Source organism: Streptomyces sp. AK08-02 (assembly GCF_033795085.1).
GTDB classification, from domain to species: Bacteria; Actinomycetota; Actinomycetes; order Streptomycetales; family Streptomycetaceae; genus Streptomyces; species Streptomyces echiniscabiei.
The window spans coordinates 1-16,500 of the sequence record NZ_JARAZV010000032.1; the positions used below are offsets into that span (position 1 = coordinate 1).

Sequence of the window (16,500 nt, forward strand, 5' to 3'; positions counted from 1 at the left end):
GAGCGGCCGCGGCGGGCCTGGGCGCGGCCGCGGGGGCCGGTGCGGGCACCGTCGGGGCCACGGGAGCCGCGGGGGCGGCCTGGGGGGTCGGGATGGTCTCTGCGGCCCCCGCGGCCGCAGTACCCGCCGTAGCCGTGGGGACGGCGGCCGCCCCGGGCTTGTAGTCGGCGAAGAAGTCCCACCAGGCACGGTCTACGGAATTCGGGTCCTGGAGGTACTGCTGATAGATCTCGTCGACGAGCCACTCGTTCGGTCCGAACGCGGCCGCAGGGTTACCTGGGGCCTCGTCGGTCGAGATGCTCGATGAGTTACTGGGGGACTGTGGCGACACGGCGGCAACCGCCCTCTTCCGCTTCACATGGTGGCTTCACAAGGTGATGGACAGCGGGAATCAAGGCTACGCCCCCGTGGCCGAAAGGTCAGTCCGGGCCCGTTCAACGTCGCGTAAGTCACATCAAGAATCGGGTTTCGGGGGGTGAAATGGCGGGAAACAAGCGGGGTTCCGGTCCGAAAGGGACACGTGAGGGAAACGCAAATAGTCGCCAGTGCGCACGAAATGCGCGGGCCTGTGAGTAATCACACGTGTCCACGCGCGTCCCTCAGCGGGGATGTCAGGTGGATCTTGTGGCTCCGCTTCGAACTTTACGTCAACTTGGGACGGACGGCTCTCCCGGAAGGGTGACCAAAATCCGGCAACCTCGCTCGGATTCGGCCACACCGATCCGGCCGCCGTGCAGATCGACCGCCCAGCGGGCGATCGCCAGCCCCAGCCCCGTACCGCCGTCGCTGCCCGGCCCGTGCGGTGAGCTGACGCCGCCGCGGTTGAACCGCTCGAAGACGCGGTGCCACTCCGAGCGCGGAATGCCCGGACCCTCGTCCAGGATCTCCAGCTCCAGGGACTCGACCGGCGTCCCGCGCCGCGCCCTCACCGTGACCCGGCCGTGCGGGGGGCTGTGCTTGACCGCGTTGTCGATCAGGTTGGCGACGACCTGGTGGAGCCGCTCCGGGTCGGCGTGCGCGACCAGCTCGGGCGGGGTGACGTCGAGGTGCAGATGAACGTCGTTACGGGTGTGACCGCCGGAGCCGGACGCGATGCCCGCGCGCGTGGAGGCCAGCATGTTGGCCTCCTTGAGCACACCGGAGAGATACGGCCAGACCTCGAACCGCCGCTTGCGCAGCGGGACGACCCCGTTGTCGAGCCGGGAGAGGTCCAGCAGGGTCTCCACCAGCCGGCCGAGGCGCTCGGTCTGTTTGAGCGCCGTACGCATGGTCTCCGGATCGGCGGCCGAGACCCCGTCCACCACGTTCTCCAGCACCGCGCGGAGACCCGCGATGGGGGTGCGCAGCTCGTGCGAGACGTTTGCCACCAGCTCCTTGCGCTGACGGTCCTGGGCCTCCAGCTCGTCCGCCATGACGTTGATCGTCTGGGCCAGGTCGCCCAGTTCGTCCCAGCGGTTCTCGCGCACCCGGCGCGTGTAGTCGCCCTGCGAGATGGAGCGGGCCACCGCGTTCATGTCGTCGAGCGGCGCGGTGAGCGAATGCGCCACGAACTGCGTTATCAACAGTGTGGCGATCATCGAGAAGACCGTGATGAAGCGGAGCTCCGTCTTGGTGTGCACCGCGATCATCGACAGACCTGTGGTGATCAGCACCGAGACGACGACCAGTGCGCCCAGCTTGGTCTTGATCGAGAACGGGCGTACGCCGCCCCAGGGTTCCCCGGGGCTTCTCCGCGCGGCCGGCCGCCCCAGGTTCATGGCGTCGGTGTCTCCAGTGCGTAGCCGACCCCGTGCACCGTACGGATCCGCTCGGCGCCGATCTTCCGGCGCAGCGCCTTGATGTGGCTGTCGACGGTCCGGGTGCCCGAGGCGTCCGCCCAGTCCCAGACCTCGGCGAGCAGCTGCTCGCGCGAGAGAACGGCGCGGGGCGTGTTGGCGAGACAGACGAGCAGGTCGAACTCGGTGGGTGTGAGATGCACGTCCTCCGAGCGCACCCGTACCCGCCGCTGCGCGTGGTCGATCTCCAGCTCGCCGAGGCGCAGGATGCCGGAGCGCGGCGTCGACGCGGCGATGGCGGCCCGCTCGACGCGGCGCAGCAGCACATGCACCCGCGCGGCCAGTTCACGCATGGAGAAGGGCTTCGTCATGTAGTCGTCGGCGCCGACCCCGAGCCCGACCAGCATGTCCGTCTCGTCGTCGCGCGCGGTGAGCATCATGACGGGCACGGCCCGCTGGGCCTGCACCCGCCTGCATACTTCGAGCCCGTCGAAGCCGGGCAGCATGATGTCGAGGATCAGCAGATCGGGCTGCCAGGCCTCGGCGGTGTCGACGGCGGCCGGTCCGTCACCGGCGGTCTGCACGAGAAATCCCTCGGCGCGCAGACGGGCCGCGATGGCGTCGACGATCGTCGGATCGTCCTCGACCACGAGTACCCGGCGCTGGGCGCCAGGAGTCGCCGTCGCGCCGTTCTGGGAGGTGTGTGTCTGCTCCATCGCCCGTCCCTGAAGTGTGCTTTCCGGAACCAGTGGGGTGGTTCCTTGGCTGCGCTTGTCCGCGCATGACTGCGGTTGACGCACGACTGATCGGATGAGTGATCGGCGTCAGGGGTGCAGCGTACGGGCAGTCACCACGAAGGGTCTATCCAGGCCCAACGGCGAGGTGGACGACGTCAGGGACTCCTCGGGCAACGGGGATCTCTTCGGTGCGTACCGACCGGAACCCGGCATTCCGTAGAGTTTGCTCGAATTCCCGAGAGGGTTGCGCGGACCACACCGCGAGCACCCCGTCCGGCCTCAACACCCTTGCGCAGCTTGCCAGTCCGGCCTGCGAATACAGGCTCTGGTTGTCCTCCGTGACGGTCCAGTCGGGGCCGTTGTCGATGTCGAGACACAGGGCGTCGAATGTGGCGGACGTCTCATTGACGTATCTCACCAGGTCAGCTGCGACGATCTCGGTGCGTGGATCGGAGAGGGCGCGGGCCGAGAACTCCGACAGCGGCCCGTCGCGATGCCATCCGATGATCGCCGGTTCACGTTCGACGACGGTGATTCCGCCGCAGCGGGGGTCGGCCGCGGCATGCGCGAGCGAGAACCCGACGCCGAGACCTCCGATGAGGACGTGCGGCAAGGCGGCCCGGGAGCCGGGGGCGAGCGCGTCGAGGGCGGCGTCGACCAGCAGGCGCTCGGACCGGCCGTCCGAAGTGTCCATCAGGAAGCACCCGTTGGCGATGATCTGCAGTAACTCTCCGTGCCGCCGCAGCACGACTTCGCCGTACGGCCCCTCCTGCCGGTCGAGGACTTCGGGGGCGCCGTAGGAAGCGGTCGGGAGGGTCATGGAGGCATCTTGGCGCAGTGCGGCCCGGATGAGCGCGGCCTTTACGCGCCCTGTCGGCTTGCTGTGAATCGGCCGTGGCGTGGCGCGGGTCACAGACAACCGCGCGGGTGGAGGCGAAGGGTGGGGCGAAGCGGAAGGAGCGCCTCACTGTGGAACGGGTCGATGCGAAGGGCGACGTGACGTCGGTTTCACCGGCGCCCTCGGGCGCGCCCGTCGCGGAGGGTGTGCGGCTGCTGGACGGGGTGCCGAGGCAGCGGGGGGCGGCGGAAGCCGTGTCCGCGCGGCCGGCGGTCCCGGCGGACACTGTCCCCAGGGGGCGGCGGGTTTTCCGCCCCTGGCACCTTCTCCCCACGCCCACGGGTACTCCGTTCACCTTCACGTACGCGGCCGTCCTCCTGGTCACGGCATACGTGGCCGAACACGCGGACCCCGCCCTCGTGCACGCCCTCCATCAGGGCACCAGTACGGATGTCGCCCACCTCCTGCGGGCACCCGTGCTCGTGCTGGTCACCAGCGCGCTGTGGGTCGTGGGAGGCGTGACCTCGCCGTACGGCGTTCTCTTCCTCCTTGTTCTTACGGCGCTGGAGCGGCGGATCGGCGGTCTCCGTGCCGTCTGGGTGTTCGCGCTCGGGCATGTGCTGGCCACTCTCGCGACCGAGGTGCCGGTGGGGCTCGGGGTGCTGGTGGGGTGGCTGCCCGAGAGTTCGCTGCATCGGCTCGACTACGGGATCAGTTTCGGGGTCGCGGCGAGTGTGGGGGCCTTGGCGGGCTTGCTGCGGCCCTGGCTGGGGTGGCCGCTGCTGGTGGTGTTCGGCGGGACGCTGGTGCAGGACCTCGTCGCCTACGCCGATCCGATGACCAACTGGGGGCATGTGACGGCGCTGGCCATCGGGGTCGCCACCTGGCCCTGGGTGCGCCGGTGGCGGAGGCTCTAGGGTCCGTCGACGGCCGCCCCCATGAACGTCGCGCTCGTCAGGGGCGCCTCCACGCGCCAGCCCAGCGACTCGTACAGCGCCCGCCCCTCCGGTGTTCCGGCCAGTACGCCTCTCTCCGCGCCCTGTGCGGACGCCTCCCGCAGGAGTGTTCGCATCACGAAGGCGCCGAGGCCCCGGCGGCGGTGCGCGGGGGAGGTCTCCACCTGGTCGACGACCGCGGTCCGGCCCGTGGGGGCGATCTGGCCGCGGGCCGCCCAGGAGCCGTCGGCCCCCGCGAGCATCACGCGCGTGACGCCGCCGCGCGTCCAGGTGCGGACCCGGTAGCCGTCGGGGGCGGCCGGCGCCTCCGAGGCGGTCAGCGGGACGGACATCAGGTAGCCCGGCTCCGGGGCGACCGACCATCCTTCGCCGAGCCACCCGCCGACCGTCTCCGGGTCCTCGAACACCTTGAGCCACACGCCCGCCCCGGTCACGGCGTCGGCCACCTTCCGGACGGTCCGCTCCTCGACGCCGTCGTTCACCGCGCCCAGGACGTGCCGGGTGACGGCTCGGGACGTGCCCACGTCGATCGTGTATCCCCAGGGCTCGACCAGCGGCGGCGACGCCCCGCGTGAGACCACCCAGCCGTCGACCCAGGCCCGCACGGTTCCGTCCACCCGAACTCCTTGAGTAATGGTTGATATGTGATTACGAGTGTTACGTGGGCGACTGTATGCGGGCGTTGGGCCGCTGCGGCAGGGGTGATCGCTCACGGCGAACACGCTCCGGGGAACATTCGGCTCCCGTCAAGCATTGAGTCGGCATAGCTCAACTTGAGTGCTGAAGGGGAGATCATGGCTACTGAGTCCACGGCGTTCACACCGCTCACACTGCCCGTGCTGCCGCTCGACGACGAGGTCGTGCTGCCCGGCATGGTTGTTCCGCTGGACCTGAACGACGCCGATGTGCGGGCCGCCGTGGAGGCTGCCCAGGCCGCCGCGAGCACCGGGCCCGGCAAGCCCAGGGTGCTGCTGGTGCCACGTATCGACGGGGCGTACGCGAGTACCGGTGTCCTCGGCACCGTCGAGCAGGTCGGCCGGCTGGCCGACGGGGATCCCGGCGCCCTCATCCGGGCCCGGGGGCGCGTGCGGATCGGCGCCGGGACCACCGGCCCGGGGGCCGCGCTGTGGGTGGAGGGCACGCGCATCGACGACGCGGTGCCGGACCCCGTACCCGGTCATGTCACCGAACTCGCCAAGGAGTACAAGGCTCTCGCCACCGCCTGGCTGCGCAAGCGCGGCGCCTGGCAGGTTGTCGACCGCGTACAGGCGATCGACGACGTCTCCACCCTTGCCGACAACTCCGGTTACTCACCCTTCCTCAGCATCGAGCAGAAGATCGAGCTCCTGGAGACCACCGACCCGGTGGCCCGGCTGAAGCTCGCCACCCAGCAGCTGCGCGACCACCTCGCCGAGCAGGACGTCGCCGAGACCATCGCGAAGGACGTCCAGGAGGGCGTCGACAAGCAGCAGCGGGAGTTCCTGCTGCGCAAGCAGCTGGAAGCCGTCCGCAAGGAACTGCGCGAGATCAACGGTGAGAAGGACGGCGAGGAGTCCGACGACTACCGGGCCCGTGTCGAGGCCGCCGATCTCCCGGAGAACGTGCGCGAGGCGGCTCTCAAGGAGGTCGACAAGCTGGAGCGGTCCTCCGAGCAGTCGCCCGAGGGCGGCTGGATCAGGACCTGGCTCGACACCGTCCTCGAACTCCCCTGGAACGAGCGGACCGAGGACGCCTACGACATCCAGGGCGCGCAGACCGTGCTCGACGCCGAGCACGCGGGCCTCCATGACGTGAAGGAGCGCATCACCGAGTACCTCGCCGTGCGCAAACGGCGTGCCGAGCGCGGCCTCGGGGTCGTCGGCGGGCGTCGCGGTGGCGCCGTACTCGCCCTCGTCGGGCCGCCCGGCGTCGGCAAGACCAGTCTCGGTGAGTCCGTCGCGCACGCCATGGGGCGGAAGTTCGTCCGGGTGGCGCTGGGCGGGGTCAGGGACGAGGCCGAGATCCGCGGGCACCGGCGTACGTACGTCGGCGCGCTGCCCGGGCGTATCGTGCGGGCCATCAAGGAGGCCGGGTCGATGAACCCCGTCGTTCTCCTCGACGAGATCGACAAGGTCGGCTCCGACTTCCGGGGCGACCCGGCCGCCGCGCTGCTCGAAGTCCTCGACCCGGCGCAGAACCACACCTTCCGCGACCACTACCTCGAAGTCGAACTCGACCTCAGCGACGTGGTGTTCCTCGCGACCGCCAACGTCCTGGAATCCATTCCCGAGGCCTTGCTCGACCGGATGGAACTCGTCCGGCTGGACGGGTACACGGAGGACGAGAAGGTCGTCATCGCCCGGGACCACCTGCTGCCACGGCAGTTGGAGCGGGCCGGCCTGGAGAGCCCCGAAGTCACCCTCGACGAGGGCGCGTTGCGCAAGCTCGCCGGGGAGTACACCCGGGAGGCCGGCGTCCGCAACCTGGAGCGGTCCATCGCGCGACTGCTGCGCAAGGTCGCCGCACAGCACGAACTCGGTGAGCGGAAGCTGCCGTTCACCGTCACGGACGCTGATCTGCGCGCGCTCATCGGGCGGCCCCACCATGTGCCCGAGTCCGCCACCGACCCGGCCGAGCGGCGGACCGCCGTCCCCGGTGTGGCGACCGGGCTCGCGGTCACCGGGGCCGGGGGTGACGTCCTCTATGTCGAGGCCTCGCTCGCCGACCCGGAGACCGGGGCGGCGGGGCTCACGCTCACCGGGCAGCTGGGTGACGTGATGAAGGAGTCCGCGCAGATCGCGCTCTCCTTCCTCCGCTCGCACGGCGCCGAACTGGAACTGCCCGTGGGCGACCTGAAGGACCGGGGCGTGCACATCCACTTCCCGGCGGGTGCCGTGCCCAAGGACGGTCCGAGCGCGGGCGTCACCATGACGACCGCCCTCGCCTCGCTGCTCAGCGGACGGCTCGTCCGCACGGACGTCGCCATGACCGGCGAGGTCTCGCTGACCGGGCGGGTGCTGCCCATCGGCGGTGTGAAGCAGAAGCTGCTCGCCGCGCACCGGGCCGGTGTCACCACCGTGATCATCCCGAAGCGCAACGAGGCCGACCTGGACGACGTCCCGGCCGAGGTCCTGGAGAAGCTCGACGTCCACGCCGTCACGGACGTCCGCCAGGTCCTCGAACTGGCGCTCACCCCGGCGGAGAACGCGGCGGAGGCACAGGTTCCGGCAGCGGCGTGACGGACGTTGCCGGTTGGGTAGGGCCCGGGTCCCGGAAGGGGGCCCGGGCCTTCCCGTGTGTGCGGCTCCGGGGTTGACGGGGACCTGGATGACACCGTCTCCCCGGTCCTGCGAAATACTGTCCGAGCTGCGGCGATGGCCGTGCTCGACGGAGACTTTCCGAGCGGTGAGACCGGATCAGGGGTGCTGACGTGCACGAGGACGGCAACGGCGGGGAACGCCCGGACGGGAGTGGGGTCGAGCGGGAGTTCCTCGCCCTGGAGCGGGAGTTGACGGTGTTCCTGCGGCGCGCCCGGGCCAACTCCGGGGAGATGGCCCGCCAGGTCCACCCCGACCTGGAGTCGTCGGCGTACGGGCTGCTGGTGCGGCTCGACGAGTGCGGGCGGCAGCGTGCCACCGAGCTCGCGGCCTACATCGGCGTCGGCAAGGCCACCATGTCCCGCCAGCTGCGCGCCCTGGAGGAGCTGGGCCTCGTCGCCCGCGAACCGGACCCGGCCGACGGACGCGCCTGGCTCGTCCACCTCACGGACGAGGGCCGTGCCCGCTTCCGTACCGTCCGGGAGGCGCGGCGGGCACGGTACGTGCGTGAGCTGGCTGCCTGGGATCGCGTCGAGGTGGCCGAACTGGCCCGGCTGCTGCATCAGCTCAACCTCGGGATGGAGAAGTAGGCCCCACAGGTTCAGCCGGTTCGGCCTGTTCGTCCGCCCCCGGCGTCACAGTTCGACGTACACGACCGTCGCGTCGTCGTGTGTCTTGCTGCGGCGCAGGCGCGGCCGGCCCGCGTCCACGTCCGCCCGCTCCAGCTCCCGTACGCGGTGCACCAGCGCCCCCGCGCCCTCCTTGCGGACGGTGGTGAAGCAGGCCGTCCAGTCGCCCTCGGCGAACTTCTCGACCCAGCGGGTCGCCCCGTCCGTCAGTGCGGCCAGGGCGCGCACCTCGGCGCGCGGGGTCGTGCCCGTGACCGCGCGGGAGGCCACCGACGGATCGGCCGCCGCCGTGAAGAAGCCGCCCTCCTTGTTGCGTACCGTCGCGTCGGCGATCGCGTCCGTGGCCAGCGAGGACCGGGGGACGCGGGCCAGCCGGTCGTCCAGGTGAGCCGTGACCGTGCCGTCCGGGGACTCGGTCAGCAGGGCCGAGTCGGACAGGACCAGGTGCTCGACGGTCTCCGGTGACCAGCGGGCGAGAACCACGGTCGCCTGGGGCGTACGCGGGTGAGAAAGGTCACAGGTTTGTGCGTGGGCCCCGGCGGTACGAGCGAGGGCGGCGGCCAGTACCTCGGTGAGGGGCATATCCCGTTGTGAAACAGACAGTTCGGTCAGCGCGCCGCCGAGCCGGGCCGTGAACCAGGGGACGGAATGCAGACAACCCGTCCCGGTCCCGGGTGGAGTCACCCCGTCCAGGAGGACGAGCGAACCGCCCTGCCCGGAGGCGGGAAGCCCGATCGCCGCGAAGTCCTCATTGGGGCGGCCCGGATCGCCGGGTTCCGTGACGAGTTCAGTGCGCATCCGGCCAGTCTGCACGAGCCCTTCACAAGCTTCCCAAAAGGCTGGCAAGGATTGCCGAAACAGCGTGTAGCCGCTGGTCAGACGCCTGGTTTGGGAGGTAATGATCTACTCCGTGAAGACGTCGCTGCGGATAATGTCAAAGCCCGCCGCCCACGTCCAACCGGCCCGCCACCCTGGGCGGGGGCACAGGCCGGAGGAACTTGCCGCCAACTCCCCGTCGATGTTGACTCCTTGATGTTCACTCCTTCGAGTGGCGGGTCAGGTGACGCGCGCTCCCTGCCCACCGGCATGGGAGGGTCGGGAACCGGACCGTGCCGGAGCACCGGAACCGTACCGGGTGAGCGGCAGGCCAGAACCATCCGGGCGGCCACGCAGTTGACGGAACGTCATCCGGGTCCCGACGGATCGTCACCCGGGCCCATGGGCACACGAGTCAGGAATGCGAGCACCGGTGCAGAAGACGCGGCCTCGGCGCACAGGCAGGCAGACAGCTCCCGCAGGGGGCGCTACCGGTGACGCCCCGACCGATCCCGCGGGCCGGGGGCGCCCCGGCCACGTCCGCAACCGGCTCATCGTGGCCGTCGCCGTCGTGGCCGCCGCGATCGCCGGGGCCGGCGCCCCGTCCGTCATCGCCGCCTCGTCCCAGCTCCACGACTCCCAGGACCTGGTGACGCTCGCGACGCAGACCCAGGACGCCCTGACCCTCGCCCACTCGCTCGCCGACGAACGCGACGAGGTCACCGTCTACATCGCCGCCGGCCGCCCCAAGGCGAAGGCGCCCTCCGACCAGCGCGCCGCCCGCGTCGACCGCGAGGTCGGCGACCTGCGCGCGAACCCGGACACCCCGGCCGCGCTCCGGGCGGACCTCGACGACATCGCGACGCTGCGCCGGGAGGCGCTCACCGGCAAGAGCACCGCTCTCCAGTCGCACGAGACGTACTCCGCCGCCATCGCCGGGCTGCATCGCCTCGCCGAGCGGCTGGCCGAGCGGCAGCCGCCCCGGGCAGGCGCCGGCGCGTACGCCCTGGCCGAACTCGACTCCGCCGTCCAGCAGGCCGCTGCCGCCCGGGGGCTCCTCCTCGCCGCGCTCAGCGTGCCGACGTCCACCGAGAGCGTGTACGACCCGGTCACCGGGCTGTCGTCCGAGCAGGCCGTGACCTCACCGGCCGACGCGAAGACGCGGAACGCGCTCAGCGCCGCCGCCCAGCAGGCCCGGCTGCGCTCGGACGCGGCCATCGCCGACTTCCGCGAGACGGCCCCCGAGGCCGCCGTCGGCAGCTACGACTCCACGGTCACCGGACCCGAGGTCGACACCGCCGACAAGTACCTCGCCTCGCTCACCGACCAGGCCACGCTGTCCACGAGCGAACTCGCCACCAGCCTCAGCGGTGTGGACGCGGCGGTCTCCGCCCGCGTCGAACTGATGCGCGGCGTCGAGTCCTCCCTCTACGACCGGCGCACCAAGGCCCTCGCCCGACTACGGGACGACGACGTCACCGAGCTGGAGATCCGGATCGCCGTCCTCGGCGCGCTCCTCCTGGTCGCCGTCGGTATCGCCACCGCCATGGCCCGCACCCTCACCCGTCCGCTGTCCGTGCTGCGCCGGGGCACCGCCAGGCTCGCCGAGGCCGCCGACCCGCTCGCCGAGGAACCCGTCAAGTTCACCGGCCGCAACGACGAGTTCGCCCAGGTCGTACGCTCCGTCAACGCCCTGCACGCCCGCGCTCTCGCCGTCCACGACCGCATCGCCACCCTGGAGTCCGACCGCAAGCACCTGGTCGGCCAGCGCCAGAAGATGGCCGACGCCCGCGAGGAACTGCGCACCGAACTCGCCGACGCCGCAGCTCAGTTGACGCGTACCCGGCACAGCATCCACGGCACCTTCGTGAACCTCGCGCTGCGCACCCTCGGCCTTGTCGAGCGTCAACTCGCGGTCATCGAGGGCCTGGAGGAGCGTGAGCAGGACCCGGACCGGCTCGCCACCCTCTTCAAGCTCGACCACTTCGCCACCGTCATGCGTCGGCACAGCGAGAACCTCCTCGTCCTCGCCGGCGCCGAACACGGCCACCAGCACGCGGGTCCCGTCCCGCTCGTCGACGTCGTCCGCGCCGCGGTGAGCGAGATCGAGCGGTACGAGCGGGTGCGTATCTCCGCGCTGCCGCCGCACACGCATCTCGCCGGGTTCGCCGCCGACGACGTCAGCCACCTGCTGGCCGAACTCCTGGAGAACGCCACCTCGTTCACCCCGCCCGAGCTGCCGGTGGAGATCTCCGGCTGGCTGCTTGAGAGCGGCGAGGTCATGCTCTCCGTCCAGGACGAGGGCATCGGTATGACCGCCGAACGCCTGGTCCGGCTCAACTCCCGCCTCGCCGAATTCGACCCGGACACCCCGCACGACGCCTACGAGACGGGTGGCGGCACCGGGAAGGACGACGGCGACGGGATCGGGCTCGGCCTGTACGTCGTCGCGCGGCTCGCCCATCGGCACGGAGTACGGGTGCAGTTGCGGGAGCAGAGGGAGGGTGGGGTCGCGGCTGTCGTCGTCCTGCCCAAGACGCTGCTGGCCCCGGACCCGGCCGCCGTGCCGCCGTCGGTCGCCTCGACGCCCGGTGGCGCCCCGGCGCTCTCGTTCCCGGGCGCCGATGCGGAGGTCAACTCCAATGTCCTGCAGGGCCGTTCGGAGGCCGAGGAGCCGGGCGTCGAGCCGCCCGGTGAGCCGGGTGAGGCACCGGCCGACACCCCGATCCCGGCCGACGCGCCCGACCCGATGATCGCCCTGGCGGAACGGGCCGTACGCGACGCGGAGGCCGACGACGAGGCAGGCCCGGCGACGGACACGGGCACGGACGCGGACCCGGATGTGTCGGTGCCCGAGCCCGCGCCCCTTCCCGCGTCCGAGCTCACCATGGAGCTGCTGCTGCCGGCGCCCCCGGCCGAGGACACCACCGAGCCGACCGTCCCCCCGGCTCCCGACACCGACGCCCCGTTCGCGCCCGCGACCGGAACCACCGCCCCGGACCCCTACGCCATCGGCCCCGACACGCATGAGCGCGTCGAGGAGGAACCGGTCACGGACAAGGGACTGCCCAAGCGGACCCCGAAGATCACCACGCCCGCCGAACCGCCGAGACCGCGCACCGCTTCCGTCGACGCCGAGGCACTGCGCCGCCGGCTCGGCGGATTCCAGCGCGGCGCGCGCGACGGACACCGTGACGTGGAGGCGGAGATCGCGCAGCGTACGGGACAGACGGCACGTACGGCAGAGCCGGCACGTGCCGAAGAAACCACGGGGGAAACTGTCGAGGAGGCAAGCAGTTGACCGCGCCCAGTACCTTCGGCCTGAGTAGTGAAGCCCGCAACCTGCACTGGCTGCTGAGCAATCTCGTCGAGGAGGTGCCGGGACTGACGTCGGTCGCGGTGGTCTCCTCGGACGGTCTGCTCCTGCTCTCGTCAGACCCAGACAGGAACGCGGAACGCCGGCCCGACCGGCCGACCGGCCCCAGAGGCTCCGCCGCCGACCTCGCCACCATCGTCTCCGGCATCGGCAGCCTCACCATCGGCGCCGCCAAGCTGATGGACTACGGCGGCGTCAAGCAGACCATGGTCGCGATGGAGGACGGCACCCTCTTCGTGATGTCGATCAGCGACGGCTCGCTGCTCGGTGTGCACGGCTCCCCGGACTGCGACATGAGCGTGGTGGCGTACCACATGGCGCTCTTCGTGGGCCGCGCCGGGCACGTCCTGACCCCCGAACTCCGCAGTGAGCTGCGGGAGTCGATCGAACGCGGCGCACCGGCCGACGAACCGGCGGCGGTCGGTCCGATGGCCGTCCGGCCAGGACGGGGCCGTTCGGCGGAGGGTGCCAAGTGAGTACGCCGGGCACGCCCAAGCTTCCGGTCCGGGGCGGCGACCGCAAACCGGCCCGGGTACGCCCGTACTCGCTGACCGGCGGCCGGACCCGCTTCGGCCATGTCCTCCTCGTCGAGACGTTCGTCGCCGCGATCGAAGCGCCCGAGGAGCGCAAGGAGTTGGAGAATGGTTCCCTCAGCACCCGGATCATGCCGGAGCTGCGGGCCATCGTCGAACTGTGCCGCCGGATGCGTACGGTGGCCGAGATCGCCGCGCTGCTGAAGATGCCGCTGGGCGTGGTCCGCGTGCTTCTCAGCGACCTCGCGGACCAGGGCAGGATCCGTGTGTACGGAACGGGCCACGGGCCGGGGCAGCCGGACCGCGCGCTGCTGGAAAGGGTGTTGAGTGGACTCCGTCGTCTCTGACGTCGCCCGTGGTGTCTCCCCGCTTCTCCACCTTCCGCCGGAAGGACGACGGCCCCTCGAGGACGAGGAGTTGCGGCCGTGGCAGGAGGACCGCACCCGTGCGCCCATCGCCACGAAGATCGTGATCGCGGGCGGCTTCGGCGTCGGCAAGACCACGATGGTCGGCACCATCTCGGAGATCGAGCCCCTCCAGACCGAGGCGCTCATGACCGAGGCGAGCGAGGGCACCGACGACCTCACCGCGACCCCGGAGAAGCGCACGACCACCGTGGCCATGGACTACGGCCGCGTCACGCTCGACGACGACCTGGTCCTCTACCTCTTCGGCACGCCGGGCCAGCAGCGGTTCTGGTTCATGTGGGACGACCTGGTGCGCGGTGCGATCGGCGCGGTCGTGCTGGCCGACACCCGGCGGCTGAAGGAGTGCTTCCCGGCGCTCGACTACTTCGAGAGCTGCGGGCTGCCGTACGTCGTGGCCGTCAACCACTTCGACGGCAGTGCCGAGTTCGACGCGGAGGACGTGCGGGAGGCGCTCACGGTGCCCGCGCACATACCTGTCATGATCATGGATGCGCGGCGCCGCCTCCCGGTGATCGAGACCCTGCTCGCCCTGGTGGGCCACGCGCTGGACGTCAGTCCCGAGTAGTTCCGGGTAGTCCCGAGTACTGACACGACATGGGGAGAGACCAGACCGTATGCGGAAGATACTCGTCGTCGGAGCCGGTCAGGCCGGACTCCAGATAGCCCTCGGACTCCAGTCGCACGGGTACGAGGTCACCCTGATGTCCAACCGGACCTCCGACGAGATCCGGTCCGGCCGGGTCATGTCCACGCAGTGCATGTTCCACACGGCCCTCCAGCACGAGCGCGATCTCCAGCTGAACTTCTGGGAGTCCCAGGCCCCGAAGATCGAAGGACTCGGTGTCTCGGTGGCCGCCCCCGGCTCGCACGACCCGGGCCCGACCCAGCGCGCGATCGACTGGGTCGGCAGGCTCGACGGGTACGCCCAGTCGGTCGACCAGCGGGTGAAGATGGCCGGCTGGATGGAGACGTTCGCCCAGCGCGGCGGCCAACTGGTCATCCACGGCGCTGCGGTCGGCGACCTCGACTACTTCTCCCGTACGTACGACCTGGTCCTGGTCGCCGCGGGCAAGGGCGAACTGGTGTCGATGTTCGCCCGCGACCCCGAGCGCTCTCCGCACCGCGAGCCGCAGCGCGCGCTGGCCGTCGCCTACGTCCACGGCCTGGGCCCGCGCCCCGAGCACCCCGACTACGACGCCGTACGCTGCAACCTGGTCCCGGGCGTCGGCGAGCTGTTCGTGATGCCGACGTTCACCACCTCGGGCCGCGCCGACATCCTGTTCTGGGAGGGCATACCCGGCGGCCCCCTCGACGTCTTCAACGGCGTCCGCGACCCCGCCGAGCACCTCTCCCTGACCCTGGAACTCATGGAGCGGTTCACTCCGTGGGAGTACGCGCGGGCCACCAAGGCCGAACTCACCGACGCCGGCGCCACGTTGGCCGGCCGTTACGCCCCCACCGTCCGTAACCCGGTCGGCCGCCTCCCCGGCGGCGGCCTGGTCCTCGGCGTGGCCGACGTGGTCGTGGCCAACGACCCGATCACCGGCCAGGGCTCCAACTCGGCCTCGAAATGCGCGGCTTCGTATCTCACCTCGATCCTCGACCAGGGCGAGAAGGAGTTCGACGAGACCTGGATGCGGGCCACCTTCGACCGCTACTGGGACACCGCCCAGCACGTCACCAAGTGGACCAACGCGATGCTCGGCCCGCCGCCGGAGCACATCATCAACCTCCTCGGTGCGGCAGGTCAGTTGCCTCCGGTCGCCGACCGCTTCGCCAACGCCTTCGACGACCCGTCGGACTTCGAGAACTTCTTCTACGAGCCCGAGAGGACGGCCGCCTACCTGGGCTCGGTCACGGGAGCGGGCGCCTGGGAACCGGGCCCGGTGACGGAGTCGTAGCCTTCGTCCGGGCCCGCCGTCGCGTCGGCGGGGAGCCTCGGCGGTGTGTACCGCCGCAGCGGCTCCCCGTCCGGGTCCGGCCGTACGGCGCCCAGCACCGGGTTGGCCGAGAGCGGCGACACCTTCACCCTCGCACCCGGACGCGGCGCCTGGACGACCAGGCCGTCCCCGAGGTAGAGCGCCACGTGGGTCGCCTCGGGGAAGTAGACGACCAGGTCACCGGGGCGCAGCTCGGCCAGCGGGATGTGCGGCAACCGCGCCCACTGCTCCTGGCTGGTCCGGGGGATGGGCCGGCCCGCCGTCTCCCAGGCCTGCGAGGTCAGCCCCGAGCAGTCGAACGAGGCCGGCCCCTCGGCCCCCCACTCGTACGGCTTCCCGAGCTGCGCCACCGCCTGCCGCAGTGCCCGCTCACCTTCCCCGGACGGCTTCCGACCGGCGCTGAGGGCGCCCGAGGTGATGAACTCCCGCTCTTTCCCGGCCACTTCACCCTTGTCCAACGCGCCCTTCTCCAACTCGGCCAGCCCGGCGAGCTGTTCGGTGCTGAGGGTGGCGAGCAGCTCCTCGACCCGCCTCAGCCGCTCCCGTACGACGTCCCGGTCCCGCTTCTGCTGTTCGGCGAGGGTGAGTTGCCGGTCCAGGGCGGCACGGGCCGCGCGCGCCAGACTGTCGGTGCGCCGCTCGCCGCCGACCAGCCGGCCCACCGTCTGGGCCCGTTCCAGCGCCAACTGCCGGATCACATGGCCCTGTTCGAGCGCGTGCTGCGGATCGCGGGCCAGCAGCAGCTGGACGTACGGGGAGATGCCGCTGCTGCTCTGGTACTGCTGGCGGGCGAGCCTGCCGAGGGCGCCGCGCCGCTCGTGCAGGGAGAGCCGGGCGCGCACGAGCTGTCCGTCCAGCCGCCGGACCTCGGCGCGCTGCCCCTTCAGCCGTTCGGCGGTGGCGCCGTAGGTCTCGGTGGCCTGCTCGGCCTCGCGGTACAGCCGCTGAAGGTCAGTCAGAAGGGCGGAGACGGAGGGCTGTTCCTCCGTGGCGGGCTCGCCGGGGGACTGTGTCGCCGAGGGGGCCGGGTCCGGTGCGGCCAGGGCGGGGACGGGTGCGAGGAGTGTGCCGGCGGCCATCGCCGCCGTACAGACCAGACGCAGTAGCCTTCCTGACACGTCATCACCTCCGGTGCGGGGCAGCCCGTCCGCTCCGCACCGCGAGCCTGTGACGTGG

Annotated in this window: 15 protein-coding genes; 8 read left to right on the forward strand and 7 right to left on the reverse strand. The window is 71.1% G+C overall.

Annotated features, from left to right (window positions below; genetic code table 11):
* The 4 genes from PV734_RS43415 to PV734_RS43430 form a co-directional block, all read right to left on the reverse strand.
* Nucleotides 1–331, reverse strand: a 331-nt coding sequence (locus PV734_RS43415; RefSeq protein WP_319294817.1) for a 2-oxoglutarate dehydrogenase E1 subunit family protein, incomplete at its 3' end; no start/stop codon positions are given.
* 316 nt (nt 332–647) lie between these two features.
* Nucleotides 648–1,757 carry a HAMP domain-containing sensor histidine kinase gene (locus tag PV734_RS43420; RefSeq protein WP_319098232.1) on the reverse strand — a complete coding sequence of 370 codons (1,110 nt, stop codon included), beginning with the start codon at nt 1,755–1,757 and terminating at the stop codon, nt 648–650.
* Nucleotides 1,754–2,491, reverse strand: a complete 738-nt coding sequence (locus tag PV734_RS43425; RefSeq protein ID WP_164409290.1) for a response regulator transcription factor — start codon at nt 2,489–2,491, stop codon at nt 1,754–1,756. The genes PV734_RS43420 and PV734_RS43425 overlap by 4 nt, the downstream gene beginning before the upstream one ends.
* A 145-nt stretch (nt 2,492–2,636) precedes the next feature.
* A complete protein-coding gene (locus PV734_RS43430) occupies nt 2,637–3,332 on the reverse strand; it encodes a spermidine synthase (RefSeq protein WP_319294846.1) in 696 nt (231 codons plus the stop codon).
* A gap of 149 nt (nt 3,333–3,481) precedes the next feature.
* Here PV734_RS43430 and PV734_RS43435 point away from each other — a divergent pair, with 149 nt between their 5' ends.
* Nucleotides 3,482–4,267: a rhomboid-like protein gene (locus PV734_RS43435; protein WP_319098231.1), complete on the forward strand. Its 786-nt coding sequence runs from the start codon at nt 3,482–3,484 to the stop codon at nt 4,265–4,267.
* Here PV734_RS43435 and PV734_RS43440 read toward each other — a convergent pair.
* Nucleotides 4,264–4,923, reverse strand: coding sequence for a GNAT family N-acetyltransferase (locus tag PV734_RS43440; RefSeq protein WP_319098230.1), 660 nt, complete (start codon nt 4,921–4,923; stop codon nt 4,264–4,266). The genes PV734_RS43435 and PV734_RS43440 overlap by 4 nt on opposite strands.
* A 177-nt stretch (nt 4,924–5,100) precedes the next feature.
* On the opposite strand from PV734_RS43440, the gene lon reads away from it, so the two are divergent.
* Nucleotides 5,101–7,524, forward strand: a complete 2,424-nt coding sequence (gene lon, locus PV734_RS43445) for an endopeptidase La (RefSeq protein WP_319294818.1) — start codon at nt 5,101–5,103, stop codon at nt 7,522–7,524.
* A gap of 191 nt (nt 7,525–7,715) precedes the next feature.
* A complete protein-coding gene (locus PV734_RS43450) occupies nt 7,716–8,192 on the forward strand; it encodes a MarR family winged helix-turn-helix transcriptional regulator (protein WP_319098228.1) in 477 nt (158 codons plus the stop codon).
* Nucleotides 8,193–8,237: 45 nt separating this feature from the next.
* Here the strand turns inward: PV734_RS43450 and PV734_RS43455 are convergent, their stop codons facing one another.
* Complete coding sequence (locus PV734_RS43455; RefSeq protein ID WP_319098227.1) at nt 8,238–9,029, reverse strand: protein phosphatase 2C domain-containing protein; 792 nt, start codon at nt 9,027–9,029, stop codon at nt 8,238–8,240.
* A gap of 451 nt (nt 9,030–9,480) precedes the next feature.
* Between PV734_RS43455 and PV734_RS43460 the strand changes: the two genes are divergently transcribed.
* From PV734_RS43460 to PV734_RS43480, 5 genes are read left to right on the forward strand one after another with little or no spacing between them, the layout of a single operon-like run.
* On the forward strand, nt 9,481–12,348 hold the full coding sequence (locus PV734_RS43460; RefSeq protein WP_319098226.1) for a nitrate- and nitrite sensing domain-containing protein: 2,868 nt from the start codon (nt 9,481–9,483) through the stop codon (nt 12,346–12,348).
* Nucleotides 12,345–12,899 carry a roadblock/LC7 domain-containing protein gene (locus tag PV734_RS43465; RefSeq protein ID WP_319098225.1) on the forward strand — a complete coding sequence of 185 codons (555 nt, stop codon included), beginning with the start codon at nt 12,345–12,347 and terminating at the stop codon, nt 12,897–12,899. Before PV734_RS43460 ends, PV734_RS43465 begins: the two co-directional genes overlap by 4 nt.
* Entirely contained in the window at nt 12,896–13,303 is a 408-nt protein-coding gene (locus PV734_RS43470; RefSeq protein WP_319098224.1) for a DUF742 domain-containing protein, read from the forward strand. Before PV734_RS43465 ends, PV734_RS43470 begins: the two co-directional genes overlap by 4 nt.
* A complete protein-coding gene (locus PV734_RS43475; protein ID WP_319098223.1) occupies nt 13,284–13,949 on the forward strand; it encodes an ATP/GTP-binding protein in 666 nt (221 codons plus the stop codon). Before PV734_RS43470 ends, PV734_RS43475 begins: the two co-directional genes overlap by 20 nt.
* 49 nt (nt 13,950–13,998) lie before the next feature.
* Nucleotides 13,999–15,285, forward strand: coding sequence for a styrene monooxygenase/indole monooxygenase family protein (locus tag PV734_RS43480; RefSeq protein WP_319294819.1), 1,287 nt, complete (start codon nt 13,999–14,001; stop codon nt 15,283–15,285).
* Here the strand turns inward: PV734_RS43480 and PV734_RS43485 are convergent.
* Nucleotides 15,225–16,442, reverse strand: a complete 1,218-nt coding sequence (locus PV734_RS43485; RefSeq protein WP_319294820.1) for an NlpC/P60 family protein — start codon at nt 16,440–16,442, stop codon at nt 15,225–15,227. The two genes, PV734_RS43480 and PV734_RS43485, sit on opposite strands and share 61 nt — an antisense overlap.
* Nucleotides 16,443–16,500 lie beyond the last annotated feature (58 nt).